The organism is Achromobacter sp., from assembly GCF_050285585.1.
Classification (GTDB): Bacteria; Pseudomonadota; Gammaproteobacteria; order Burkholderiales; family Burkholderiaceae_B; genus Achromobacter.
This window is the reverse complement of record NZ_JBLZXF010000001.1, coordinates 641,039-665,932: the sequence shown is the minus strand read 5'-3', so window position 1 is coordinate 665,932 and position 24,894 is coordinate 641,039. Positions and strand designations below refer to the sequence as shown.

20 protein-coding genes are annotated in these 24,894 nt (G+C 69.1%); 13 read left to right on the top strand and 7 right to left on the bottom strand.

Annotated features, from left to right (window positions below; all coding sequences use genetic code 11):
- Nucleotides 1-30: 30 nt before the first annotated feature.
- The 3 genes from ACN6PJ_RS03080 to ACN6PJ_RS03070 all read right to left on the bottom strand — a co-directional run bounded on the left by ACN6PJ_RS03080 (nucleotide 31) and on the right by ACN6PJ_RS03070 (nucleotide 5,518).
- On the bottom strand, nucleotides 31-1,737 hold the full coding sequence (locus tag ACN6PJ_RS03080; protein ID WP_427994424.1) for a hydantoinase B/oxoprolinase family protein: 1,707 nt from the start codon (nucleotides 1,735-1,737) through the stop codon (nucleotides 31-33).
- Entirely contained in the window at nucleotides 1,734-3,887 is a 2,154-nt protein-coding gene (locus ACN6PJ_RS03075) for a hydantoinase/oxoprolinase family protein (RefSeq protein WP_427994423.1), read from the bottom strand. Before ACN6PJ_RS03075 ends, ACN6PJ_RS03080 begins: the two co-directional genes overlap by 4 nt.
- A gap of 149 nt (nucleotides 3,888-4,036) precedes the next feature.
- Nucleotides 4,037-5,518, bottom strand: coding sequence for a hypothetical protein (locus ACN6PJ_RS03070; protein WP_427994422.1), 1,482 nt, complete (start codon nucleotides 5,516-5,518; stop codon nucleotides 4,037-4,039).
- 239 nt (nucleotides 5,519-5,757) lie between these two features.
- Here ACN6PJ_RS03070 and ACN6PJ_RS03065 point away from each other — a divergent pair, with 239 nt between their 5' ends.
- Both ACN6PJ_RS03065 and ACN6PJ_RS03060 read left to right on the top strand, forming a co-directional pair.
- Complete coding sequence (locus ACN6PJ_RS03065; protein ID WP_427994421.1) at nucleotides 5,758-6,435, top strand: hydrolase; 678 nt, start codon at nucleotides 5,758-5,760, stop codon at nucleotides 6,433-6,435.
- Between the two features lie 67 nt (nucleotides 6,436-6,502).
- Nucleotides 6,503-7,093 carry a YceI family protein gene (locus ACN6PJ_RS03060; protein ID WP_427994420.1) on the top strand — a complete coding sequence of 197 codons (591 nt, stop codon included), beginning with the start codon at nucleotides 6,503-6,505 and terminating at the stop codon, nucleotides 7,091-7,093.
- A gap of 8 nt (nucleotides 7,094-7,101) precedes the next feature.
- Here the strand turns inward: ACN6PJ_RS03060 and ACN6PJ_RS03055 are convergent, their stop codons facing one another.
- The gene (locus tag ACN6PJ_RS03055; RefSeq protein WP_427994419.1) at nucleotides 7,102-8,055 is read right to left on the bottom strand and encodes a LysR family transcriptional regulator; all 954 of its coding nucleotides are present in this window, start codon (nucleotides 8,053-8,055) and stop codon (nucleotides 7,102-7,104) included.
- A 123-nt stretch (nucleotides 8,056-8,178) separates the two neighbouring features.
- Between ACN6PJ_RS03055 and ACN6PJ_RS03050 the strand changes: the two genes are divergently transcribed.
- Both ACN6PJ_RS03050 and ACN6PJ_RS03045 read left to right on the top strand, forming a co-directional pair.
- Nucleotides 8,179-9,171 carry a Bug family tripartite tricarboxylate transporter substrate binding protein gene (locus ACN6PJ_RS03050; RefSeq protein ID WP_427994418.1) on the top strand — a complete coding sequence of 331 codons (993 nt, stop codon included), beginning with the start codon at nucleotides 8,179-8,181 and terminating at the stop codon, nucleotides 9,169-9,171.
- Between the two features lie 16 nt (nucleotides 9,172-9,187).
- Nucleotides 9,188-10,621, top strand: a complete 1,434-nt coding sequence (locus ACN6PJ_RS03045) for an amidase (protein ID WP_427994417.1) — start codon at nucleotides 9,188-9,190, stop codon at nucleotides 10,619-10,621.
- 92 nt (nucleotides 10,622-10,713) lie between these two features.
- On the opposite strand, the gene ACN6PJ_RS03040 is transcribed toward ACN6PJ_RS03045, so the two are convergent.
- Both ACN6PJ_RS03040 and ACN6PJ_RS03035 read right to left on the bottom strand, forming a co-directional pair.
- Nucleotides 10,714-10,932: a hypothetical protein gene (locus tag ACN6PJ_RS03040; RefSeq protein ID WP_043548493.1), complete on the bottom strand. Its 219-nt coding sequence runs from the start codon at nucleotides 10,930-10,932 to the stop codon at nucleotides 10,714-10,716.
- Nucleotides 10,933-10,947: 15 nt separating this feature from the next.
- Nucleotides 10,948-11,331 (bottom strand): hypothetical protein, encoded by a 384-nt coding sequence (locus ACN6PJ_RS03035; RefSeq protein ID WP_427994416.1) that lies wholly within the window; start codon nucleotides 11,329-11,331, stop codon nucleotides 10,948-10,950.
- A gap of 226 nt (nucleotides 11,332-11,557) precedes the next feature.
- On the opposite strand from ACN6PJ_RS03035, the gene ACN6PJ_RS03030 reads away from it, so the two are divergent.
- A complete protein-coding gene (locus ACN6PJ_RS03030; RefSeq protein ID WP_427994415.1) occupies nucleotides 11,558-12,937 on the top strand; it encodes an MmgE/PrpD family protein in 1,380 nt (459 codons plus the stop codon).
- Between the two features lie 19 nt (nucleotides 12,938-12,956).
- Here the strand turns inward: ACN6PJ_RS03030 and ACN6PJ_RS03025 are convergent, their stop codons facing one another.
- Nucleotides 12,957-13,685, bottom strand: a complete 729-nt coding sequence (locus ACN6PJ_RS03025; RefSeq protein WP_427994414.1) for an IclR family transcriptional regulator — start codon at nucleotides 13,683-13,685, stop codon at nucleotides 12,957-12,959.
- 156 nt (nucleotides 13,686-13,841) lie between these two features.
- Between ACN6PJ_RS03025 and ACN6PJ_RS03020 the strand changes: the two genes are divergently transcribed.
- The 8 genes from ACN6PJ_RS03020 (at nucleotide 13,842) to ACN6PJ_RS02985 (ending at nucleotide 24,840) form a co-directional block, all read left to right on the top strand.
- Complete coding sequence (locus tag ACN6PJ_RS03020) at nucleotides 13,842-15,287, top strand: FAD-binding oxidoreductase (RefSeq protein WP_427994467.1); 1,446 nt, start codon at nucleotides 13,842-13,844, stop codon at nucleotides 15,285-15,287.
- A 19-nt stretch (nucleotides 15,288-15,306) separates the two neighbouring features.
- Entirely contained in the window at nucleotides 15,307-16,671 is a 1,365-nt protein-coding gene (gene purB, locus ACN6PJ_RS03015; RefSeq protein WP_427994413.1) for an adenylosuccinate lyase, read from the top strand.
- 42 nt (nucleotides 16,672-16,713) lie between these two features.
- On the top strand, nucleotides 16,714-17,718 hold the full coding sequence (locus tag ACN6PJ_RS03010; protein ID WP_427994412.1) for a Bug family tripartite tricarboxylate transporter substrate binding protein: 1,005 nt from the start codon (nucleotides 16,714-16,716) through the stop codon (nucleotides 17,716-17,718).
- A 39-nt stretch (nucleotides 17,719-17,757) separates the two neighbouring features.
- Nucleotides 17,758-18,099 carry a carboxymuconolactone decarboxylase family protein gene (locus ACN6PJ_RS03005; protein ID WP_427994411.1) on the top strand — a complete coding sequence of 114 codons (342 nt, stop codon included), beginning with the start codon at nucleotides 17,758-17,760 and terminating at the stop codon, nucleotides 18,097-18,099.
- A 13-nt stretch (nucleotides 18,100-18,112) separates the two neighbouring features.
- The gene (locus ACN6PJ_RS03000) at nucleotides 18,113-18,976 is read left to right on the top strand and encodes a sulfurtransferase (RefSeq protein WP_427994410.1); all 864 of its coding nucleotides are present in this window, start codon (nucleotides 18,113-18,115) and stop codon (nucleotides 18,974-18,976) included.
- 4 nt (nucleotides 18,977-18,980) lie between these two features.
- Nucleotides 18,981-21,338, top strand: a complete 2,358-nt coding sequence (locus ACN6PJ_RS02995) for a molybdopterin-dependent oxidoreductase (protein ID WP_427994409.1) — start codon at nucleotides 18,981-18,983, stop codon at nucleotides 21,336-21,338.
- Nucleotides 21,339-21,569: 231 nt separating this feature from the next.
- Complete coding sequence (locus tag ACN6PJ_RS02990) at nucleotides 21,570-23,984, top strand: penicillin acylase family protein (protein WP_427994466.1); 2,415 nt, start codon at nucleotides 21,570-21,572, stop codon at nucleotides 23,982-23,984.
- Nucleotides 23,985-24,267: 283 nt separating this feature from the next.
- Nucleotides 24,268-24,840 (top strand): class I SAM-dependent methyltransferase, encoded by a 573-nt coding sequence (locus tag ACN6PJ_RS02985; protein ID WP_427994408.1) that lies wholly within the window; start codon nucleotides 24,268-24,270, stop codon nucleotides 24,838-24,840.
- Nucleotides 24,841-24,894 lie beyond the last annotated feature (54 nt).

The window sequence follows — 24,894 nt, the reverse complement described above, 5'->3', positions numbered from 1 at the left end:
CGGACGCGGCGGGTAAACGTGGCGCGGGGATCAGGGCCGGGAGACGGTCCGTCCATAGGCCTGCGCCGCCTGGCCGGCGCTGATCAAACCGTCGCGCAGGTCGCGCTCCAGGCGCGCCGGATCGCGGCCGGCCGGGTCTCCCAGCCCGCCGCCGCCGGGCGTATGCACCACCAGGCGATCGCCGGCAGGCACCAGTTGGCGGCCCTTGGCGTGCAGCGGCCGGCCGCCGGCCAGGGCCAGTTGCCCGCCCGCGCCGGCCAGGCCGCCCAGCGCGCCGCGCGCCGGATGCTTCACGCGGTCGAACGCGGCGGCGATGATCATCGCGGCGCCGGGGTCCGCGTGCCGCACGACGATGGTCTGCCCCAGGCCGCCGCGCACGGTGCCGGCGCCGCCCGAGTCCTGGCGGTATTCCTTGCGTTCGAAGACCAGGGGGTTGGCGCTTTCCAGGATTTCCAGCGATACGTTGCGCACGCCGCTGGGATAGGACGTGGCCGACAGCCCGTCCTTGCCGGGGCGGGCGCCCGTGCCGCCGGTCGAGAAGCTCGTCGCATTGAAGCGCGGGCCGGCGAGCAGCGCGGCCTGTTCCTCGGGCGCCGCGCCGGCCAGCGGCTCGCCGCCGACCAGGTGCAGGTTCCACAGGGACGAGGCCCCCTCGGCGGGAACCTGCTCCGGGCGCGCCTGGCGCAAGGCGCCGAAGACGGCGTCGGGCAGCAGCTGTCCGATGATGTGGCGGGCGGTAACCGCCGCGGGAAAGCGCGCGTTCAGGATCGAACCTTCGGGCGCCGAAACCTCCACCACGGAGAGCGAACCGGCATTGTTCGGCACGTCGGCGCCGATGAGGCAACGGATGCCGAAGGACGTGTAGGCGTCCGTATACGCCTTCACCACATTGATGCCGCGCGCCACGCTGGGCGAGCTGCCGTCGAAGTCGACCCGGATCCGGCGGTCTTCGATCGTTACGCTGGCCTGCAGCGTAATCGGGGCGTCGTAGCCGTCGATGACCAGCGTGTTGCGCCAGGTGCCCTGGGGCCACTGCGCGATGGCCTCGCGCATGGCGCGCGCCGATTGCTCGATGATGTATCCGCCCAGCGCCTGCAGGTCGGCCAGCCGGAACTCCGCCAGCAAGGACTTCAGTCGGCGCCCGCCGATGTCGTTGCAGGCGACCAGGGCGTACAGGTCGCCTTCCACCTGCTCGGGCTCGCGCACGTTCGCGCGGATGATGGCCAGCACGCCCGGGTCCGCCTCGTGCCGGCGGAAGAAGCGCAGGATGGGCAGGAACAGCCCTTCGTGATAGACCTCCAGGCCGTCGGCGCTGCTGCCGATGCCGCCGATGTCGATGACGTGCAGGGTCGAGGCGAACAGCGCGACCAGCGCGCCGTCATGGAACACCGGCGACACCATGGTCATGTCGAACAGGTGCCCGGTGCCTTTCCACGGATCGTTGGTCAGCAGCACGTCGCCGTCTTGCAGCGTCTCGGGCGGAAACGCCTTCAGGAAGTGCTTGACGGACTCGGCCATCGCATTGACGTGGCCCGGCGTGCCAGTGACGGCCTGCGCGATCATGCGTCCGTCCGGCAGGAAGACGCCGGCCGAGAGGTCGCCGGCTTCCCGCGTCGCGGTGCCGAACGCCGAACGGATCAGCACTTGCGCCTGCTCCTCTACGACGGACAGCAGCCGGTTCCAGGCCAGCTGGTAGCGGATGCGTTCCTGGGCGGCGGGTCGGGACGGCGTGGTCATGATGCGATTTCCTTGTTGGTGGCGGATTCCTGGCGCGGCGCGGCCGCGCCGATGTCGTCCAGGACCAGCGAGCCGAGACGGCTGCGGCGGGCCTCGAAGCCGGCGGGAACGAAGGTGGTCGTTTCGTCTTCCACCACGAGCGCCGGACCCGTCAATGTCTGTTCCGCGTCCAGCGCGGACCGTTCGAAGCAAGGCACCTCGGTCCAGGCATCGCTTTCGAAGTCATAAAGCCTGCGCGTGCCGGCCTGGCGGGCCGCGGTGCCGGGCCCGCTGGCGATACGGTCGGCTTCGGCGGCGCGAGGCTCGCCGGCCTGGGCGGCAATGGACCAGCTGACGGCCTCGACGGCGACGTGGGGCAGGTCGCGGCCATAGAGTTGGGCATAGCGCTGCGCGAACGACCCGGCCAGTCGGGCGCTGGCGCTTGCGTCGAAGGGGCCGTCCGGAAGATCCACGGCAATCTCATGGCCCTGTCCGCTATAGCGCATGAAGGCCACGCGCTTGTGGCTCAGGGCCGCGTCCGGCGCAGCGCGGCGCACCACCGCATCGACATTCGCGGTCAGTTCGTCCAGCAAGGCCTGCACCGCGGCATGATCGATGCCGGCCAGGCGCTGGTGGAAGCTGCGGACCGCCTGATAGGCGATCGGCGCCCAGAGGAAGCCGACGGCGGAGCCCACGCCGGCCGACTCGGGAACGATGACCCGGGCGATGCCCAGTTTGCGCGCCAGCCCGGCCGCATGCAGGGGCGCGGCCCCGCCGAAGGCGATCAGCACGTGCTCGTCGGCGGATTTGCCCAACTCCGAGGCGTGCACGCGCGCCGCGTTCGCCATGTTCTCGCTCACGACTTCGACAATGGCGTGTGCGGCCTGCGGCGCTTCGAGCCCGCCGGGCGCGGCCAGGTGCGCCTGTATCGCGTCCCTGGCGAGGTCCGGCCGCAGGCCGACCTTGCCCACGGCGAAGCGTTCTGGCGCGATGGTGCCCAGCAAGGCGTGGGCGTCCGTCACGGTGGGGAGTTGGCCGCCATTGCCATAGGAGGCGGGGCCGGGCGACGAGCCGGCGCTGTCGGGCCCCACCTGGATGGATCCGAGGTGATTGAATCGCGCGATGGAGCCGCCGCCTGCGCCGATCTCCACCATCTCGATCACGGGGATGCGGATGGGCAGGCCCGAGCCTTTCAGGTGGCGATGCACGCGCCCGAACTCGAAGCTGCGGCTGACCTGGGGCTCATAGTCGTCGATGTAGCAGATCTTGGCGGTGGTGCCGCCCATGTCGAAGGACAGCGCGCGGGCGGTCCCGGTCTGCCGCGCGATGTGCTGCGCCAGGATGGCGCCGCCGGCGGGGCCGGATTCGACCAGGCGCACCGGCTCCTCGATGCCGGTCTGCAGGGTGGCGATCGCGCCGCCCGAAGTCATCAGGAACGGTTCTTCGAGCAGGCCGCGAGCGCGGGCGGCTTCATTGAAGCGGCGCAGATAGCCGGATACCTGCGGCTGCACGTAGGCATTGGCGCTGACGGTGGACAGGCGGGGGTATTCGCGGATCTCGGCGCACACATCGGACGATAGCGAGACCCACAGCCGGGGCGCATGCGCGCGCAGCAGCTCGCGGATACGGCGCTCGTGGTCCGGATGGGCGTAGCTGTGCAACAGGCAGACGGCCACGCTTTCGATCCCCGCCTCGGTCAATTCGCGCGCCAGCGCAATCACCTGCGCTTCGTCCAGGGGCGTCAGCACGCGGCCCTGCGCGTCGACGCGCTCGGTAATGCCGTAGCGCCAGGGGCGCGGCACCAGCGGCTCGGGCTTGTCCAGGAAAATGTCGTACTGCGCGAACCGGTCTTCCAACCCGATCTCGACCAGGTCGCGGAAACCCGCGGTCGTCAACAGCGCGGTGCGGGCGCCCTTGCGTTCGATGAGGGCGTTGGTGGCCAGGGTGGTGCCGAGGATCAGCAGGCGGATCCGCGGCCAGTCCGCGCCGGCCTGGTCGAGCAATTCCTGGATGCCCTGCAGCACGGCGGTTTCGGGGGCGTCCGGTGTGGTGAGCAGCTTGGCGGACCAGCGGCGCTGCCCGCGTTCCAGCACGATATCGGTGAAGGTGCCGCCGACATCGACAGTGACGCGCACGGCGGGGGCGGCGTCCGGGGTAGGGGGTAGGGGCATATGCGGCAACTTGAATCAGGTCGTGGAGGCCCGCGAGACGCAGGCGGGCCAAGACCGGTGATGCTAAGCAGTCGCGGCGCCGGCTTGAACGACGGATTTCGAGTTTGCATATGAGAAAAAGCGCGCGGCGCTTTCCCTCGGCCGCGAGATCAGCCGGGGCTGCCCGAGAGCGCCAGGATCAGCGCCAGGCACAGCAGCACGCCGAACGCGGCCAGCGCAAACGGCAGCAGCAGGACGTAGACGCCGCGCTCCTGGCCACGGCCATGCGCAAGCCCCGCGGCGATCGACATCCGCACGGGCGAGAAGATCCCCAGCGAGGTGCCGGAAACGTGCAGCAGCGCGGCGGCGGCGGGCACGCTCAGTCCGGCCTGCAGGGCGAGCGTAAGCTGGGACGACATGAACAGGCTGTTCGGCGCGTTGCCGCTGTTGGCCAGGATGCCGAACGCCCCGGCGAGGAGGGGCGTGATCAGCACCGTCCAGTCCCGCAGGCTGGCGAACAGGCCGTCGGCGAATGCCTGCGAGATGCCCGCGCCTGCAAGCACTTCGGCCATCATGGCGAACAGGAAGACCGAATACACCGCATGGCGGCCGGTGGCCCAGGCGGCGCGCGCCTGGGTGGCCAGGACGCGGGGTTGGCGGCGCAGGGCCGCTATCGCCAGCGCTCCCGCGATAAGCCAGCTGCCCGCATGGACGAACGGTTTCCAGCCGGGGAGATCCGGGTAGGGGTGGAACTCGGCCAACGCGGACAGCCCGCGGTTCAGGCCCGGGAGCAAGCGCGTCGCGACCAGCCAGGCGATCATCGCGATATAGGGCAGCGCGCCGCGCGCCGCCGCCCACATCCGGGGGCGGTCGGGCCGGCGGTCGAGCAGGAAGCGCAGCACGATCAAGGGGCCATAGGCCGACAGCAAGGCGGTCTCCGGCCCCAGCACTGCGGTGGCGGCGGCCAGCGCCGCCAGGCTGGCCGCCATCCATCCCGCTTCGCGCCAGTACTCCGGCGCTTCTGCGCGCAGGCCCGCGCGCGCGGCGCTGCGCCAGTACAGCGCCATCCAGATCGTCATCAGCAAGGCCACCGGCACCATGCTGTAGAGCGCCAGCTCGGCGGCCGGCACGCGCGCGTAGGCCGACGCCAGCAGCGTGCCGCTGCCCATGGCGCCCCACGGAATCAGCGTCTGGCTCAAGAGCGCGAACACCATGGTTTCGCGCGGCGGCAGGTTCAGCGGCCGGATCAGCAGCACCGTTCCCAGCATGCCCACGCCAAAGCCGGTCGCCGACTCGGCGAAGGGTCCGACCAGGAAGCACGCGAAGAACAGGCGCCGGCGCCGCGCAAGCCCGTCAACCCATTCGGCCGGACGGGGGCCGGCGGTCTTGCGCGCCGGGCCGCGGTCCGGCGCGGCCATGTGCCAGAACAGCAGCCCGCCGAGGATGTATGGCGTGATGATCCCGCCGATCCAGAGCCCGCGCGCGAGCGCCATGCCGAGCTGCCCGCCTTCGAAGGGCGCGGGAGCCGTGCCTAGCGCCACGGGCAGCGCGGCCCCGAGTCCCAGAATGGCGGCGGACGTGGTGTTCACGCGCCCGCTGGCGATGGCGGCGATGACGGTCAGGGCAGGCAGGGACCAAAGCAGGTAGGTCATGTAGGGGTGTCCGCGGGGCAGGGGGGCCGGGTTGCGCGTTGCGGGTAGCAGTGTATGACGGGGCGCAGGGTCCCGTTCTTGCGAACCGGGGCCGCGGAGCGCCAGATGTCGTTCCATGAATGGGACGCTGATTGCCAAATAGAGGTCTATGACAGGTGTCGTTCTATTTCTATTATTCATCCAGCCATCAGGCTCATCTTTCGGCCCAGCGCCGCCGGTCAACCACCAAGGAGAGTTCCATGTCCGCACCCGCCAACTTCAACGGTCAACGCCCCGTTATCGATCCCGCCGACGCCGTCATGCTGCTGATCGACCATCAGAGCGGCCTGTTCCAGACCGTCGGCGACATGCCTATGCCCGAGCTGCGCTCCCGCGCCGCCGCCCTGGCCTCGATGGCCACCCTGGCGAAGCTGCCCGTCATCACCACGGCTTCCGTGCCGCAGGGGCCCAATGGCCCATTGATTCCCGACATCCACGCCAACGCGCCGCATGCCCGGTACGTGGCGCGCAAGGGCGAGATCAACGCCTGGGACAACCCCGAGTTCGTCGCGGCCGTGAAGGCGACGGGCCGCAAGACGCTCATCATTGCCGGCACGATCACCAGCGTGTGCATGGCCTTTCCCGCGATCAGCGCCGTCGCCGAGGGCTATAAGGTGTTTGCCGTGGTGGACGCCTCCGGCACCTATAGCAAGATGGCGCAGGAAATCACGCTGGCGCGCGTCGTGCAGGCGGGAGTGGTGCCGATGGACACGGCTGCCGTGGCGTCCGAACTGCAGAAAACCTGGAACCGCGAAGACGCGCAGCAATGGGCGGAGGTCTATACGAAAGTGTTCCCCGCGTACCAGTTGTTGATCGAAAGCTATGGCAAAGCGCAGGAAGTGGTGAAGAATAACGAAGTGCTGGATTCGCAGCGCTGATCCCGGCCCTCCGTTTCCGCCGTCCGGGCCCCAGGCGCGGGCGGCGATTCCGTTTATCAGGAACCCCATGAAAACCTGCATCTACCGATTCCTGCTCGCGGCCGCCTTGGCCGGCGGCACCGCCCAGGCCGCCGCGGCCGGCGTGGACTATCGTATCGACCCCGAACACACCGAAGTCGTGGTGACCTGGAGCCATCTGGGTTTCTCCACGCCTTCGGCGCATGCCGGCGGCATACGGGGCGTGATCCGCTACGACGCCGCCAATCTTTCCGCCTCGTCGGTGACGCTGGATGTGCCGCTGGCGAATTTCACGTCCCATATCCCCAAGCTGGACGAGATGTTGCGGGGGCCGCAGTTCTTCGAGGCCGCCAAATACCCCGCCATCGGTTTCCAGAGCACTTCCGTCGAGGACAAGGGCAACGGGGTGCTGCTGATCCACGGCACGCTGCGGATCAAGGACCGCGAAAAACCCATCGTGCTGGAGGCCAGGCAGAACAAGGCCGGCGTGCATCCCATGGCCCAGCGGCCGGCGATCGGGTTCGACGCGACCGCGGTGGTCAGGCGCAGCGATTTTGGCGTGGAGGCCTACGCGCCCGACGTCAGCGACGATGTCGCCCTGCGGATCACGGTAGAGGCGCTGGCCGACGCGGCGCGTTGACAGGGCCTTTATCCGATCGGGGGGCCGTCCGCCTGCGCGCCGCAGAACCGCAGGAACCGGTGCAGCGGAGGCAGCCCTTCGGCGGCGCGCCGCCAGACGATGACCGTGGGCGGGTTGTGCTGGTGCAGCTCGATCGGCAGGATGACGGCTTCGCCCGCGCCGGTAAGCCGTTGCGCCGCCGCCAAGGGCAGCATGACCAGATAATCGGTGCGGCGGATGAATTCGTCCGTAAGCAGCAGGTCGCTCATCTGGATGCCGCGCGGGGGCGGCCCCAGGTCGGCTCCGAGGAACAGCGCCGTCAACTTGTCGTGCATCATCGTGCCCGGACGCGGCTTGCACCAGGGTTGCGCGTGCAGGTCCTTCAGGGTGAGCCGGCGCCGGCCGGCCAGCGGCGACAGCCGCGCATTGGCGACGGCCACCAGCGGCTGCGGCGGCATCAGCCGCGACCGGCCCAGGCCGGGCGCGATCAGCTCGGGGGCGTCATAGCACACCAGGGCATCCAGCCCGTCGTCGTGCAGCAGGTCCGCCATGGCGCGGTACCCCCCGGCCTGCACATCGAGCGAGACCGCCGGCTGCGCCTGATTGAAGGCATGGATCAGCGGCGCCAGGCTCAACTTTCCCATGTCGGTGGCCACGCCGATGCGCAGCTCGCCCTGGTGACCACCGCGCACGTCCATCACCGTCCGGGCCAGCCCGCGCGCCTGCGCCACGACGGCTTCCATCATCGGCAGGACCTGGCGGCCCATCTCGGTCGGGCGCTTGGCATTGCCGACGCGCTCGAACAGCTTGAATCCCAGCTGCTGCTCCAGTTCGGCGAGCGTTTTCGATACGGCGGATTCGCTCACGTTCGCGGCCATGGCGACGTCCTTGGCCGACGGCGCGTCACGCAGCGCGAGCGCGATCTGCAAATGCCGCAGCTTGAGGCGGGATGCCAGCGACTCCATTGGCGGCGGCTTGAGCATTTCCTCAACTCCTTCTGCAAGTAATTCACTATACGGTAAATCCAACCGGCCCGATCATTACGGCATGAATCGCGGCCGAGCGGCGCTTTGCCGGACCAGAGCCGCGCGTACAGGAGACCTGCCTTGTTTCACCGCCCCCGACTTCTCGCATTCATTCTTGCCGCCGCGACGACGGCTTGCCTGCAACCCGGCGCCATGGCCCAGGACGCGGCCGGCGGCGACAAACTGCTGCGGCTGGTCGTGGGCTACGCCGCGGGCGGAGCGGCGGACGCCGTGGCCCGAGCCTATGCCGAACAATTGCAGGCGGCGGGCTACGCCAACGTGATCGTCGAGAACCGTCCCGGCGCCTCGGGCCGGGTGGGCTTCGACGCGGTAAAACGTTCGAAGGCGGACGGCTTGACCCTGTATCTGGGCTCGTCGCCGATGTTCGTGATCTTTCCGCTGACCTACAAGAAGCTGGGCTACGACCCGGACCGCGATTTGCGTCCGGTCGCCCTGGTGGCGGATGTGCCGACCGCCGCCGTTGCGGGCGCCGGCCAGTCCTACGGCGGCATGGCCGAGTACGTGCGGTGGGCCAGGCAGGGGCGCGCCAAGGCGACGCTGGGCCTGGCCACCCAAGGCAGCCCGGGGCAGCTGGGCACGATCGAGATGGGCAGCCAGAACGGCCTGGAGGTCGTGCCCGTGCTCTACCGCGGCGCGGCGCCCATGCTGGTGGACGTGGCGGGCGGCGAGGTATCGATGGGATGGGACGCGGTCGCCAGCATGCTGCCGCTGTACAACGCGGGCAAGGTGAAGTTCCTGGGCGTGGCCGGCAGCCGCCGCCTGCCCACGCTGCCCGACGTGCCGACGCTGCTGGAGCAGGGCTTCCCCCAGTACCAGCATGCCGCGAGCTGGTACGGCGTGTACGCGCCGGCGGCGACGCCGGACGCCACCGTCGCGCAGCTGGAGCGGGCCTTCGTGGCGGCCGGCAAGCGGCCGGCCTTGGTGGAGAAGCTCCAGGCCGGCGGCTTCCTCGTGGACCCGCAGGGCGCGCAAGCCGCCAAGCGCCGCATTGGCGTCGAGCGGGCGCACTGGGCGCCGATCGTCAAGGCCGCCGGCATTTCCTTCGACGAATAGGCGGGACGCAGACGCGATGAGCGATTCTCTTTGCGAATTGAGCGCGATCGAAGCCGCGCAGTCGATCCGCGCCCGATCGGTTTCCCCGGTGGAATTGGTCCGCGCCGCGCTTGAACGGGCCGAGCGCCTGCAGCCCGTCCTGAACTGCTTCATCACGCTGTGCGGCGAGCGGGCCATGGCCGAGGCCAGGCTCGCCGAGGCGGCGCTGATGCGTGGCGACGCCGTGGGCCTGTTGCACGGATTGCCATTCACCGTGAAGGATCTGGTCAATACCGAGGGCGTACGCACCACGTTCGGCGCCGTGCCGTTCGCCGCGAACGTTCCGGCCGAGGACGCCGTGGCCGTGGCGCGGCTGCGGGAGCAGGGCGGCATACTGATCGGCAAGACCACGACGCCGGAGTTCGGCTCCAAGTCGATGACCGACTCGCCGTTGTTCGGCCAGACCCGCAACCCGTGGAACCTGGAGCGCACCTGCGGCGGATCCAGCGGCGGCGCGGCCGCCGCGACGGCGGCCGGCATCACCGCCCTCGCGGTGGCGACGGACGGCGGGGGATCCACCCGCATTCCGGCGGCCTGCAACGGCGTGGTCGGATTCAAGCAGAGCATCGGCGCGATTCCCCACAGCCAGGCGCAGGACGCCATCGGCAATCAGACCTACGTCACCCCGACCACGCGCACCGTCGCGGACACCCGGCTGATGATGGCCGCGATGGCGGGCCCGCATTCGTGCGATCCGTGGTCCCTGGGCGTGCCCAAGGCCGACTACCTTTCCGCCGCCGCGAACCCCGATGCCCTGCGCGGCAAGCGCGTACGCTACTGCGTTGCCCCCCCGGGCCGCCCCGTGGACGCCGACGTGCGCCGGCTGTTCGACGCCGCGCTCGCGCGGCTGGAAGAACTGGGGGCGGAAGTGGAAGCGTTCGACGGCACCGGCTTCGATGTCGAACCGGTTTGGCGCGTGATCAACCACACGGTCTGGCGCACGCGTTTCCTGCCCTTGATCGCGCAGGCGCCGGATGCCTACAGCCCGACGTTTCAGCGCCAAATCGCCTCGGCCGCGCAGTTCAGCGCGCAGCAGTATCAGGAGGCGATGTTCGCGCGCACCTTGCTGTATCGGAAGGTCCAGGCGCTGTTCGATCAGGCCGACCTGCTGGTGACGCCGACCATGTCGCGCACCGCCTTGCCGCTGGGTGCCGACATCTTCGATTCCATCGTGATCGACGGCCGCGCGTATGACGATATCCGCGCCCATTGGTATCCCTGGACCATGCTGTTCAATCTCACCGGCCATCCGGCGGTCAGCGTGCCTTGCGGCCTGGGGGAGGACGGCCTGCCCGTGGGACTGCAGCTGGTGGCTCCCTGCCATGCCGACCTGGACCTGCTGCTGGCGGCCGAAGCATTCGAGCAGGCCTGCGCGCCGCTGCTGCCGGCTCCGGCTTTCGCCCAGGCCTGAGTCCCGGCCGGCAAGCGCCGCGCGCCATGCCCCGCCGGAACCCCGGCCGGACATGGCGCGCGGTTTTCATGCCGGCGGCGCCGGCCGCGGAATCAATGTCCGCCGTAGATATTGCCGGCGATGCCGCCCGCGACGCCGCCGATGGCCGCGCCCGTCCAGCCGCTGCCGCCTGCGATGGCGGCGATGCCGGCGCCCGCCGCGGCGCCGATGGCCGCGCCCGACAGGGTGCCTTGCTGCTTGGAACTCATGTTCGTGCAGCCGGCGGCCGAGACTATCGCGATGCCGAAAACAATCGATCGAATGATGTTCATGATGGGCTCCTGGACCTAAGGCGCGCGTTTCGTGCCGGGGACGACGATTTCGAACCAGAGGGTTTCAACCACGGGACGATCCAGCTTCGCGGGGTTGGCCGCATACCAGTTGTCCAGGCTTTCGCGCACGGAGTCCAGGGTCTGCGACTGGAGCCCCCTGGCGAAGCGGGGCACCAGCGTCTGCGCATCGGTGGGGGCGTGGCGCCGCTGGTACGCCTGCTCAACTTGAAGGAGGTTGGCCATGCCCAGCAGATAGGCCTTTTTCAGGTTCGCATCGGACTCCGTCCATTGCTTGCCGGTGATGATGGGGGCTCCCTCGGAGCTTGCCGCGGTGCCGGGGGCGGCGACCAGCAGCGAGAGGGCAAGGGCTGCCGGACCGAACAGGTGTTTCACTTTCATCGCATCGCTCCTCAAGGGAACAAAAGATAGAAAAACAACCTTCTGACGCCATGCGCGCGGGTTCGCTCATGAGCACGAGCGACAAGCGGCATCGACAAATTTAGGCTCGAAAGCGGGCTTGCGCAAGGGCCGCATGCGCGCGCCGCCGGCGCGATTTACCTCGTTGGAATGATTGGTGTAGAGTTTCATTAATTAAAATTTAGTTTAATGAATGAAATTACCGATCATGAACGATTCCCCTGAAGGCACACTTGTCGACGTTCTTTCCCGCCTGCGCCGGCAGGCCATCGTCCCGAGCACCCGCGAGCGGCTGGCCCAGGCCTTGCTGGACTGGTTCACGGCGGGCTGGTCCGCTAGCCAGACCGTCGCGGCGGACCGGTACCGTCGCGTGGCCGAAGACTGCCACCCCGGCCGCGGCGCGGCGCCGGTGTTCGGCCATGCAGCCATGAACGCCAACGGCGCCGCCTTCGCCAATGCCGCCATCGCGCATATCCGCGAGATCGACGACGCGCATCGCGCCGCCATGCTGCATCCGGGCGTGGTGTCCATCACGCCGGTGCTGGCCCTGGCGGCAGCCGGCGCATCGACCCAGCGTCAGGTCGCCGACGCGGTCATCGCCGGCTATGAAGTGTGCTTGCGGGTAGGCGAGGCCTTGGGCGCGGGGCATGCGGCCGGCTTCCATGCCACCGCGACGGCGGGCGCCACCGGCGCGGCAGCGGCCGCGGGCGTGGCGCTGGGCCTGCAATCCGGGCAACTGCATCACGCGCTGGGCATCGGCGCCACGCAGGCCGCGGGCTTGTGGCAATTGGTGGACGACGGTGCGCATGAAGCCAAGTCGCTGCATCCGGCCTTCGCCGTGCGCAACGGGATGGCGGCGGCCTATGCGGCGCGCGCCGGCCTGCCCGGGGCGCGCCGCTATGTTACGGGGGGACGCGGGCTGTACCGGTTGCTGGGCGGAGACGGCCCGCTGGACGCGCTGGACGGCGGCCCGGACGCGCCGGAACGGCTGAATACCGCCACCATCAAGGCCTGGCCTTGTTGCGCCCAGCTATTCACGCCGCTAGACGCGATCCGCGACCTGCTGGACGCCCACGGCACGGCGCCGGACGCAATCGAGTCGGTGGACGTGGAGATCTTCACGCACGCGCTCAAGATCGCGGGCGTGGACTGGCCCGCCAGGCCGGCAGAAACCTGCTTCAGCCTGCGCTACGTGGCCGCGCGCCTGCTGCTGTCCGGCAAGCTGGGCATCGAGGACATGGAGGCGCCCGACCTGCAGGACGATGAACTGCTGGCCATGGCGCGTCGCATCACGGTGCGGACCAGCGAGGAGTTCCAGCGCGAGTTCCCGCGGCTGCGGCCCTGTCGGGTCACGCTGACGCTCAAGAACGGCCGCAAGCTCGAGACGCTGAGGAAGCTGCGCCGGGGCGATCCGGAAGACCCCTACACCTGGGACGCGCTGCAGGCGCGCATGCGCGCCTTCGCGCCCATGATGGACGACGCCTCGGCCGCGGCGATCGTGGCCTGGTGCGAACGCTTCACCGACGCGGGGCTGGATGGCGAGGCCTGCGCGCCGCCGCCCGCGCTGTTCGGCCCCGCGGGAAAGTAGGAGAGGGCGGGCCGCAGCCTCAGGGACAGGCCTTCGGCGTCCAGGCCGCGGGCGGAGTGCTGCGAAACCCCTGCTGCGCGAGTTCGTGGCGGGCGATCTCCACCGCCTTGCGCTGCGCGGCCTCGTTGTGGCGCGAGGCCAGGCCCAGCACCACCAGGGCGCCGACGAAGGTGTCGTCGCCATCGAAGACCGGAACCGCCACGGACGCCATCTCGGCCACCCGCTCCGAGCGGGTCATGGCATAGCCTTTTTCATGGATGTCGCGTTCCAGCGGCGTCGAACCGCCGGTGAAGGCGCGCAGCACGTGCGCCGACGAGCCGCCGTCCTTCAGGCTGATCCGCTTGCCCACTTCCACATGATGGCGCACTTCCTTTGAGGTGTTCTCGCGGTACAGGCAGATGCGGTCGTCGCCGCTGCGCACGTACACGGCCACGGTTTCGCCGGTCTGCTCCATGACATTGCGCAGCACCGGCTGCAGGCGCGAACCGAGGTCGAAGGTGTCGCGATACAGCATGCCCATATGCAGGAGCGCCGGTCCCAGCGCGTAAGTGCTGCTGTCGTAGCGATGAATCATGCGCGCTTTGGTGAACACGCCCAGCAGGCGCAGCAGGGTGGCTTTGTCCAGCCCGGTGCGGTCGGCCAGGTCGCGCAATGACAGGCGCAGGCTGTCCTCGCTGAAGCACTCCAGGATGGAGATGCCGCGTTCGAGCACGCCGGCGGGCGGCTTAGGGGATTTCTCGCTTGACACGGTTTCCTATGCTTCCTTATAGTTTCGATCAATAAAACATATTTTAATCAATGAAATGAAAGGCGGCTGCCGGACCAGGGACTTCCGCCTTCATCCACCAGGAGACCAGCGTTGCGCAGACCGGGTTCAGGGCCCGGCCGCGTGATCCACCGCATTATGCCCAATCAGATCGATGCATTCCCGGCGGCGCTGGCCGCGATCGTCGGCCAGGATCACGTCTTGACCGGGGAGGCGGACACCGCCCGCTACACGGCGGACTGGCGCCGCAATTTCCCCGGCGCCGCGCGCGCCGTGGTGCGTCCTGCCTGCACGGAGCAGGTGTCGGGCGTGGTGGCGCTGTGCGCGCGCCACGGCGTGGCGGTGGTGCCGCAGGGCGGCAATACCGGGCTGGTCGGCGGATCCACGCCGGACGCCTCGGGCCGCGAACTGGTGCTCAGCCTGGATCGCATGACGGCGGTGCGGCGCGTGGACGCGTTGGACAACAGCATCACGCTGGAGGCGGGCTGCACGGTCCTGGCTGCGCAGCAGGCGGCCGCCGCCGCGGGCAGGCTGTTCGCCTTGTCCCTGGCGTCCGAAGGCAGCGCCACGGTAGGCGGCGTGGTATCCACCAACGCCGGCGGCGAGCAGGTGCTGCGCTACGGCAATACGCGCGACCTGACGCTGGGCCTGGAAGTGGTGCTGGCCGACGGCAGCGTGCTGGACCAGTTGGGCACGCTGCGCAAGGACAACACCGGCTACGACCTCAAGCAGTTATTCATCGGCGCGGAAGGGACGCTGGGCGTGGTCACGGCGGCGTCGTTCAAGCTGTGCGCGCAGCCCGCCAAAGTGGTCACCGCCTGGGTCGCGGTGCCCACGCCGCAGGCGGCGGTGGATCTGCTGGCGCGCCTGACCGGCGCCGTGGGCGAGCGCGTCACCGCCTTCGAGCTCATTGGTCGCCAGACGCTGGTCCAGGTGCTGGCGCATCCGCTGGACGGCATGCGCAATCCGCTGAGCCTGGATACGCCCTGGTCGGTGCTGTTCGACGTCTCGGAAACCTCGGCGCAGATGGATCCCGAGCCCGCGGTGCATGCCGTGCTGGAAGCCGCCATGGAGGCGGGCGCGGTGATGGATGCGGCGATCGCGGCGTCCGGCCGCCAGGCGCACGAACTTTGGGCGCTGCGCGAGCACGTGCCGCAGGCCCAGCGGTTGGACGGCCCGTCCATCAAGCACGACATTTCCGTCGCGGTGTCGCGCATTCCCGAATTCATCGCCGCCGCTGGCGCGGAGCTGGAGGCCTTGATGCCCGGCATCCGGATCGTGTGCTTCGGACACGTGGGCGACGGCAACCTTCATTACAACCAGAGCAAGCCGGCCGGCATGGACGACGCCGCGTTCCGGGCGCGGGAGGACGCGGTGCACGACGTGGTGCATGGCGTGGCCGCGCGCCTGGGGGGATCGATCTCCGCCGAGCACGGCGTCGGCCGGCTCAAGCAGCAGGCCTTCCTGCAATTCAAACCCGCGGTATCCGTGGACGTCATGCAGCGCATCAAGCAGGCGCTGGATCCCCGCGGCACTTTCAACCCGGGCCGCCTGTTGCCGCGTCCCGTCCGCCAGCCTTCCTAATCATCCAGGATTTCGCCTCATGTCCGTTTCCGTTTTCGATATGCAATCGCTCCAGCACCTGTGGAGCACCGATGAGCTGCGCGCCATCTTCTCCGAGGAAAACCGCATCCAGAAATGGCTGGATTTCGAGGCGGCGCTGGCCGAAGCGCAGGCCGAGCTCGGCCTCATCCCCGCTGAGGCGGCCCGCGAAATCCGCGCCCAGGCGCAGGCCGGCAACATCGACATCGCCCAGATGTCGGCGGAAATCCGCCGCATCAAGCATTCGCTGGTGCCGGCGCTCAAGCAATTGCAGGCGCGCTGCGGCGAAGACCACGGCGAATGGCTGCACTACGGCGCCACGACCCAGGACGTGGTCGACACCGGCGTCGCGCTGCAGCTCAAGGAGGTGCACGCCGTGATCCTGCGCGACGTGGCGGCCGTCGGCCAGGAGCTGGCGCGGCTGGCCCAGGCGCATCGGGACACGCCCATGGCGGGGCGCACCCATGGGGTGCAGGCCTTGCCCATCACCTTCGGCCACAAGTGCGCCGTGTGGCTGGACGAGCTGTCGCGCCATCGCGAGCGCCTGAAGGAGTGCGAGCCGCGCGTGCTGGTGGGCATGGTGGCGGGCGCCGTCGGCAGCCAGGCGTCGTTGGGCGAACAGGCCGACGAGGTGGAGCGGCGCACGCTCGTCAAGCTCGGGCTGGCCGCGCCGTCCATCAGTTGGGCGCCCGCGCGCGACCGCTTCACGGAATACGCGCTGCTGCTGGCAATGCTGGGCGCCACCCTGTCCAAGATCGGCAACGAGCTTTTCAATATGCAGCGGAATGAATTCGCCGAGGTGGAAGAGGCGTTCTCGGCGGGCAAGCTGGGTTCATCGACCATGCCGCACAAGCGCAACCCGACTTCGGCCGAGAACCTGGCGGGCCTGTGCAGGCCGCTGCGCGCCAGCGCCGCGCTGATGCTGGAAGGCATGGTGCAGGAAGGCGAGCGCGACGGCATCGCCTGGAAGATCGAATGGAAGGCGCTGCCCGAATGCTGCCTGATCGCCGGCGCCATGCTCTTCCAGGCGAAGAACCTGCTGGCCGGCCTGAGGGTGGATGCCGGGGCCATGGCGCAGAACCTGGACCGCATGCGCGGCTATCTGCTGTCCGAACACGTGATGCTGGAACTGTCGGACCGCGTGGGCAAGCAGACCGCGCACGAATGGATCTATGAAGCGTCCATGCACGGCATCACCCACAAACTCGATTTCGCCCAGGCGCTGCGGCAGCACAAGGACCTGGCCAGCCTGCTGGGCGAAGACGAGATCCAGCGCCTGACCGATCCGGCGGGCTACCTGGGGCAGTGCGCCGCCTCGGTCGACCGGGTGGTGCAAGCGCAGCGAGCCGCCTGGCTGGGCGCCTGAGGGCGACGGCTGGCATACGAAAAACGACAGGAGACAAACACCATGCGCATTGCTTTCTCTCGCCCTCGCGGCAGGCGCCGCGCCCTGCGCGCCACCCTGGCTGCGGTGCTGGCCATGGCCGGCCTGGCCGGCGGCGCCGCCAGCGCCGCCTATCCCGAGCGTCCCATCACGCTGGTGGTCGGTTTTCCCCCGGGCGGCGGAGGCGACCTGTACGGACGGCTGATCGCGACGGCCATGGGCAAGACCATCGGCCAGACCGTCATCGTCGAGAACCGGCCGGGGGCCGGCGGCAACATCGCGGCCGGCCTGGTCGCCAAGGCCGCGCCCGACGGCTATACGGTGCTGCTGGCCATGAGCGGCAACCTGGCGGTGTCGCCGGCGCTCAAGCCGAAGACCCTGCCGTACAAGGTGCCGGACGATTTCGCGCCGGTGGGGCTCATCCTGGAAGCGCCGCATGGCCTGTTCGTGGCGAGCCAGTCGCGCTTCAAGACGGCGCAGGAAGTGATCGACGCGTCCCGGAAAAAGGAGATGACCTTCGCTTCGACCGGTACCGGGGCGGCCGCCCATATCGGCATGGAAACCATCAAAGAGCTGGGGCACCTGAAGTTGCTGCATGTGCCCTACAAAGGGTCCGGCCCCGCCATCACGGACATGATAGGCGGGCAGGTGGACATGTTCTTCGCCACCGCTTCGCCGCTGGTGCCGCAGGTGCAGCAAGGGCAGTTGCGCGTGCTGGCCCTGACGGGCAGCCAGCGCAGCCCCGTGCTGCCGGACGTGCCGACCTTCAAGGAGCTGGGCATCGACATGACCATGACGCAGTGGTATGGGCTGGCCGCGCCGGCCGGCACGCCGCCCGAAGTGCTGAAGGTGCTGTCCGACAACCTGTCCCGTGCGCTGAAGGATCCGGCCGTGCAGAACACCATCCGCAAGGACGCCGCGATGGAGCGCGACCTGCCGCTGGACCAGTTCAGGCAGTACATTGTGGAAGACATCGCCAACTACCGCAAAGCCGCCACGCCCGGCCTGCTGAAGCAGATCGGCCAGTAGCAAGTCCTTCCTTTTCCCGACATTCCCGGAGATTTCCTCATGCTGCAGAACTGGACCGAGACGCTCGCCAACAACCGCAAGGCCGGCGAGCAACTGGGCAAGCACAACCCGCAACTGCTGAGCGCGTTCCGCGCGCTGAACCAGGCGCAAGGCGCCACCGGCACGCTGGACGCCAAGACGCGAGAACTCATCGCGCTGGCCGTGGCCGTCACGACGCGCTGCGACGGCTGCATCGCGGCGCATGCCGACGCCGCCCGCAAGGCCGGCGTGACCGAAGCCGAACTGAGCGAAGCGCTGGCCACCGCCATCGCGCTGAACGCCGGGGCCGCCTATGTCTATTCGCTGCGCGCGATGGACGCGCTGTCGGCTTCACAGGCTTGAGGGGAGGGCGCTCATGTACACCACGTTGATCGATGCGGAGCACCTCGCCCGCGCGCTGGCGGGTCCGGGGCAGGACGGCGTGCTGGTCCTGGACTGCGGGTTCGACCTGGCCGATCCCGAAGCGGGACGGCGCCAGTACGAGGCCGGCCACATTCCCGGCGCGGCCTACGTGCACCTGGACGAGACGCTCAGCGGTCCCAAGACCGGCATGAACGGACGCCACCCGCTGCCGGACCGCGAGGCATTCGCGGCAGCGCTGGCGGCGCTGGGCGCCAACCGCGACACGCAGATCGTCGCCTACGACAACGCCGGCGGCATGTTTGCCGCCCGCCTGTGGTGGCTGTTGCGCTGGATCGGTCACGATGCCGTGGCCGTGCTGGACGGAGGCACAGGCGCCTGGAAGGCCGCCGGCCAGGCGCTGTCCACGGAACCGCCGGCGTCGCGCGCGCCCGGCGACCTTGCGGCGCGCGCCGGCCGCCAGCGCACGCTGACCTATGCCGAAATGCGCGAGGCCCTGGAGTCGGGCGGCCGTGTGGTGCTGGACGCCCGCGCGCCCGACCGCTACCGCGGCGAGAACGAAACGCTGGACAAGGTGGGCGGCCATATTCCGGGCGCGCGCAACCGGTTCTTCCGCGACAACCTGGGCACCGACGGACGTTTCCTGCCCGCAGAGCAATTGCGCCAGGCGTTCACGGAGCGCATGGACGGCCGCGCGCCCGACGCCGTGGTCAACCAGTGCGGCTCGGGCGTCACGGCTTGCCACAATCTGCTCGCCATGGAGATCGCCGGCCTGGCCGGCGCGGCCCTGTACCCCGGCTCGTGGAGCGAATGGAGCGCCCAGCCGGGCGCGCCGGTCGCCACGGGTCCCGACGCCTAGCAACATGAATCGCGACACCGCCATTTCCTCGCGGCCCGACACCGGCCGCAAGCCTCACAGCGCCCATTGGGGCGTGTTCTCCGCCGCCTGGAAGCACGGCGTCCTGGACGTCCAGCCGCATCCCGACGACCCGGATCCCAACCCGCTGATCGACAACTTCACCAACGCCCTGGACCATCCGGTCCGGGTCACCGCGCCCATGGTGCGGCGCGGCTGGCTGGAACGCGGCCCGGGCCCGGACGCGCGCCGCGGACGCGACGGCTACGTGCGCATGGAATGGGACGAAGCGCTGGACCTGCTGGCGCGCGAGCTGGCGCGGGTCAAGGAACGGCACGGGCCCGAGGCGGTGTTCGGTGGATCCTACGGCTGGTCCAGCGCGGGGCGCTTCCATCATGCGCAAAGCCAGGTGCACCGGTTCCTGAATACGGCCCTGGGCGGCTATGTGCGTTCGGTCAATAGCTACAGCGCCGGCGCCTCCGCCGTGATCCTGCCGCACATCCTGGGCAGCATGGACGACGTGGCGCGCCGCAACGTGACCTGGGAGCAGATCGTCGAACACACGGACGTGGTGCTGGCGTTCGGCGGCATGGCGCTGAAGAACTCGCGCGTGGCCAGCGGCGGGATCAGCCGGCACATCGAGCGCGATTCGATGCGCCAAGCGGCGGCGCGCGGCTGCCGCTTCATCAGCATCAGCCCGCTGGCCTCGGACTTTCCGGACGACGCCCGGGCCGAATGGGTGCCGGCCGTGCCCGGGACCGACGTGGCGCTGATGCTCGCGCTGGTCCACGAACTGGTCGCCAACGGCCTGCACGACCGGGCCTTCCTCGCCGAGTTCTGCGAGGGCTGGGACGTCTTCGAAGACTATCTGCTGGGCCGCCGGGACGGCCAGCCCAAGACGCCGGCCTGGGCGGCGCCCCTATGCGGCGCACCCGCCGACTGGATCGCCGACACTGCCCGCAGCCTTGCGGGCAAGCGGGTGCTGGTCACTGTGGCGCATTCGCTGCAACGCGCCGAACATGGGGAGCAGCCGGTCTGGATGGGGGCGGTGCTGGCGGCCGCGCTGGGGCAACTGGGCCTGCCGGGCGGCGGCTATGCCTACGCGTTGGGCACGCTGGCGCACTATGGCAAGCGCAGCAACGCCGTGCCGGTCGCCTCGCTGCCGCAGGGTGTGAACGGCGTGAAGGCGTTCATCCCGGTGGCGCGGATCGCGGACATGCTGCTGCGCCCCGGCGAACCCTTCGATTACAACGGCAAGCGCATGCCGTATCCGCATATCCGGCTGGCCTATTGGGCGGGCGGCAATCCCTTCCACCACCACCAGGACCTGGCCCGCCTGAGGCGCGCCTTCGCCACCCTGGACACCTTCGTGGTGCACGAAATCGGCTGGACCGCCACGGCCCGCCATGCGGATATCGTGCTGCCCTGCACGATGACGCTGGAGCGCGAAGACATCGGGGGCGCGCCCACGGACCCGCTGATGGTGGCCATGCACCGCCTGGCCGAGCCCAACGGGCTGGCGCGCGACGACTACGACATCTTTGCCGACCTGTCGGCCCGGCTGGGCGCGCGCGAAGCCTTCACCGAAGGCCGCAGCAGCCGCGAATGGCTGCTCCACCTGTACGAGAAGACTCGCGTGGCGCTGCAGGAGCGCGGCCTGGACGCGCCGGATTTCGACGAATTCTGGGCGCGGGGCGAACTGGTCCTGCCGCAGCAGGACGACGATGGCGGCATCCTGCGCGCCTTCCGCGACGATCCGGCCGGCAAACCCCTGCCCACGCCCAGCGGCAAGGTGCAGATCAGTTCGCCGGCGGTGGCCGGCTTCGGCTACGCCGACTGCCCGGGCCATCCCGCCTGGTTGCCGCCGGCGGACGCGCCCACGCCGGAACACCCCTTGTGTCTGGTCGCCAACCAGCCGGCCAGCCGCCTGCATAGCCAGCTCGATTTCGGCGCGCACAGCATGTCGCAGAAGCAGGAGGGCAGAGAAGTGTGCTCCCTGCATCCGCAAGACGCTGCCGCCCGCGGCATCGCCGACGGCGACGTGGTGCGCCTCTTCAATGCGCGCGGCGCCTGCCTCGCGGCCGCGCGCCTGACCGACGGCATCCGTCCCGGCGTGGTGCAACTGCCTACGGGCGCCTGGTACGACCCGGACGACGCCGAGGCCGAGCATCCGCTTTGCGTGCACGGCAACCCCAACGTGCTGACGCGCGACGTGGGAACCTCGTCCTTGGCGCAAGGCTGCGCCGGCCAATTGACGGCGGTGCAGGTGGAGCGCTATGCGGGCCGGGCGCCGCGCGTGCGGGCGCACGAGCCTCCGGCCATCGTCGAGCGTCGGCCGTCGGGCGCCGCGTCCGGCGTTTTGTAACGCCGGGTGAGCCGCGCGGGCGGCTCACTCGGCGGCAGGTTACACATGCTGCCAACTTTCATCAAATAAAACAGCTTTTGCAGCACAATTGATTTAGTTGTACGCATTGCTTACGGCGGCGTCCGGCAGCATGGCGCCTCAAGACCGGCGGCGATAGAAGACAAATAAATCGGAGGAGGAGTCATGCGTACGTTCAATCGCAGGGCCGCCGCATTGCTGGCGAGCGGATTGATGGCGTTGCTGGCGGGCTGCGCCGCGCCGGGAAGCAAGAAAGAAACGATCGACATGACCGGGCTGTCGCAGCCGGTGGAGATCGTGCGCGACCGGCACGGGGTATCGCATATCTATGCGCAGAACCAGGAAGACCTGTTCTTTGCGCAGGGCTTCAGCGCCGCGCGCGACCGGCTGTGGCAGCTGGATCTGTGGCGCCGCCAGGGCGAGGGCAAGATGGCCGAGCAGTTCGGCCCGCGCTTCGTGGAGCAGGACCGCGCGGCGCGCCTCTTCCTGTACCGGGGCGACATGCAGGCGGAGTTCGCCAGCTACCACCCGCAGGGCAAGGCGATCCTGACCTCGTTCGCCGCGGGCATCAACGCCTACGTCGATTGGGTCAAGGCGCATCCCGACCAGATGCCGCCGGAGTTCAAGCTGACCGGCACCCAGCCCGGCTACTGGAGCCCCGAAACCTCCCTGATCCGGATCTACGGCCTGACGCGCAACCTCACCGAGGAAGTGAGGATGGCGCAGCGGGTCGCCACGCTGGGATTGAACACGGTCCAGGGCCTGAGCACCTTCGAGCCGCCCCTGGCCTTGCAGGTGCCGGCGGGCCTGGACGTGAAACAGGTGGACAACACCATCCTGGCCAATTACACCCTGGCGCGCAACGGCCAGAAGTTCGTGGCGGCGGATTTCCCGCGCAGCCCGCTGGCCGAGGCGCAGAAGGAGCAACTGGCCAGCACGCTGTCGGCGGGCCTGCTGGCGTCCATGGACCCGGCCTTCGACCCGATGGCGGCCCGCTACGAAAGCAACAACTGGACGATGGGCGGGCAGCATACGGCCACCGGCAAGCCGATACTGGCGGGGGACCCGCACCGCTCGATCACCATGCCGTCGCTGCGCTACATGGTGCACCTGAACGCGCCGGGCTGGAACGTGATCGGCGCCGGCGAGCCCGCGTTGCCGGGCGTCTCCATGGGGCACAACGACCGCATCGCGTTCGGCTTGACGATCTTCGCGTTCGGCGACGAGGAAGACCTGTACGTCTACGACACCAATCCGGCCAACGCCAACGAATACCGTTACCGGGGCGGCTGGGAAAAGATGCGCCAGGTCGACGAGTCGATTCCGGTGCGCGGCCAGGCGGCGGCGGTCCGGCAGCTGAAATTCACCCGCCACGGCCCGGTGATCCATGAGGATCCGGTGCGGCACAAGGCCTATGCGCTGCGCGCCGCTTATCTGGAGTTCCCCGGGACGGCCGCCTACCTGGCCAGCCTGCGCCTGAACCAGGCCCAGAACTGGAACGAGTTCGTGGCGGGAATGGAAAAGCACTACACGCCCAGCGAAAACATGGTCTATGCCGACGTGGACGGCAATATCGGCTGGTTCGGCGGCAGCATCGCGCCGATACGCCCGCGCGCCGACTGGTCCGGCATGCTGCCCGTGCCCGGCAACGGCGATTTCGAATGGCGCGGCGTGCTGCCCGGCAACGCACTGCCGCGCGTGTACAACCCGGCCGAAGGCTATGTCGCCACCGCCAACGAATACAACCTGCCCGCCGACTTCCGCTACAAGGAAATGTCGGCGCGCACCTGGGCCGAACCCTATCGCGTCCAGCGCATACGGGAGGTGATCGCCGACGGCAAGGGGCTCACGGTGCAGAATTCGCAGGCGCTGCAGTTCGACAACCTGTCGATCCCGGCGCGCACGCTGGCGGGCTACGCCAAGTCGCTGAACTCGGCCGATCCGGCGCTGGGCCAGGCGCTGAGCCTTCTGAAAGGCTGGGACTACCGCGTGGGCACCGAGAGCACGGCGGCCACGGTCTATGAATTCTGGCTGCCGGAAGTGGTCAGGCGGGTGTCCGATCTTTACGTTCCCGCCGCGGGCCGCAGCGTCTTCGGCGACCTGTCCACGCGCAAGACCCTGGAAAAGCTGGCCGCGCCCGACGCCGCCTTCGGCCCCAGGCCCGAGCAGGGCCGCGACGCGCTGCTGCTGGAAGCGCTGGGCGAGGGCATGCAGAAACTGCGCGCCAAGCTGGGTTCGGATCCGGCGCAATGGCAGTGGGGCAAGCTGCACCACATCCAGTTCGAGCACAGCCTGGCCAGCCTGCTGCCCGCGGAAACCGCCAAGGCCTATGGCACGCCGCGCTATCCGGTCGGCGGCGACAACGACACCGTGCATCGCGCCACGTTCCGCAAGACGGACTTCCGCCAGATCAGCGGGGCGTCCTACCGCCAGGTGATCGACGTGGCCGACTGGGACAATTCGCGCGTCCAGAACGTGCCGGGGCAGTCCGCGGATCCGCGCAGCCCGTACTACCAGAACCTGCTCAAGGGCTGGGCAACCGGGGAGTACTTCCCCATGGCGTTCAGCCGGGCCAAGGTCGACAGCGAAAAGGCGGATACGCTGACGCTGCGGCCGGCGGGGAAGTAGGGGAGTTGCAACCTAAGCTGTCCGCGGCGGCGGGCGGCCTCCGCTTGCCGCCGGTCCCGTTGTCCGATTGACAAGGGTGCTTACGCACGGTTTCCGGTCGCACCCGCCCGCGCCAGTTAAGGTCTCGATAGCAGTGGGCGCCGCCAACCCGGCGGCGCGTTCGAGCCTGTACCACGGCGCGCGGCCGAGCGCGCGGGTATCGAGGCCTTGGAGATAGAAGGGACCGATGCATTCTTCGTCGTCATATCAATCCGCAGCGCATAAATCCTCATCCAATCAGCCCATGACGTGGCTGCAAGAGCGCAAGCAGTTCGTCAAGGCGCTCCTGTCCAATCCCGCCGCCATCGGCGCCGTGGCGCCATCCGGGCCGGCCCTGGCGGCGGCCATTACGGCGTCCATTCCGTCCAATGCGGGCAAAGTCCTCGAACTGGGCTGCGGCACGGGCGTCTTCACGCGCGAAATGCTGCGCAAAGGCGTGGATCCGTCGCGCCTCGTCCTGGTCGAGCAGGACGAGGCGATGAGCTCCAGCCTCCGGACGCAGTTCCCCCAGGCCGCCGTGCTCCAGGTCTCGGCCCAGGAACTGTCCCGGGACAGCCATCCCGAGCTGGACGGCATCGGCGCGGCCATTTGCGGCCTGCCTTTGCGGAACATGAGCGGGGCGCACCACCATCGGCTGTTGACCGCCGTGTTCGACGCCATGGCCGAGGGCGGCTCGATGGAGCTGTTCACCTACGGCGTCCGTTGCCCGATTTCGCCGGGCGTGCTGGACGCTTGCGGGCTGTCGGCGCGCAGGATCGGATTCGTTCCGCTGAATCTGCCGCCGGCATCGGTCTTCAGCCTGTCCAGGCGGGCGTAACCGCCATTCGGCATCACTGAACGCTGGTGGATCGACAGGAGGGTCCGCGTGGCG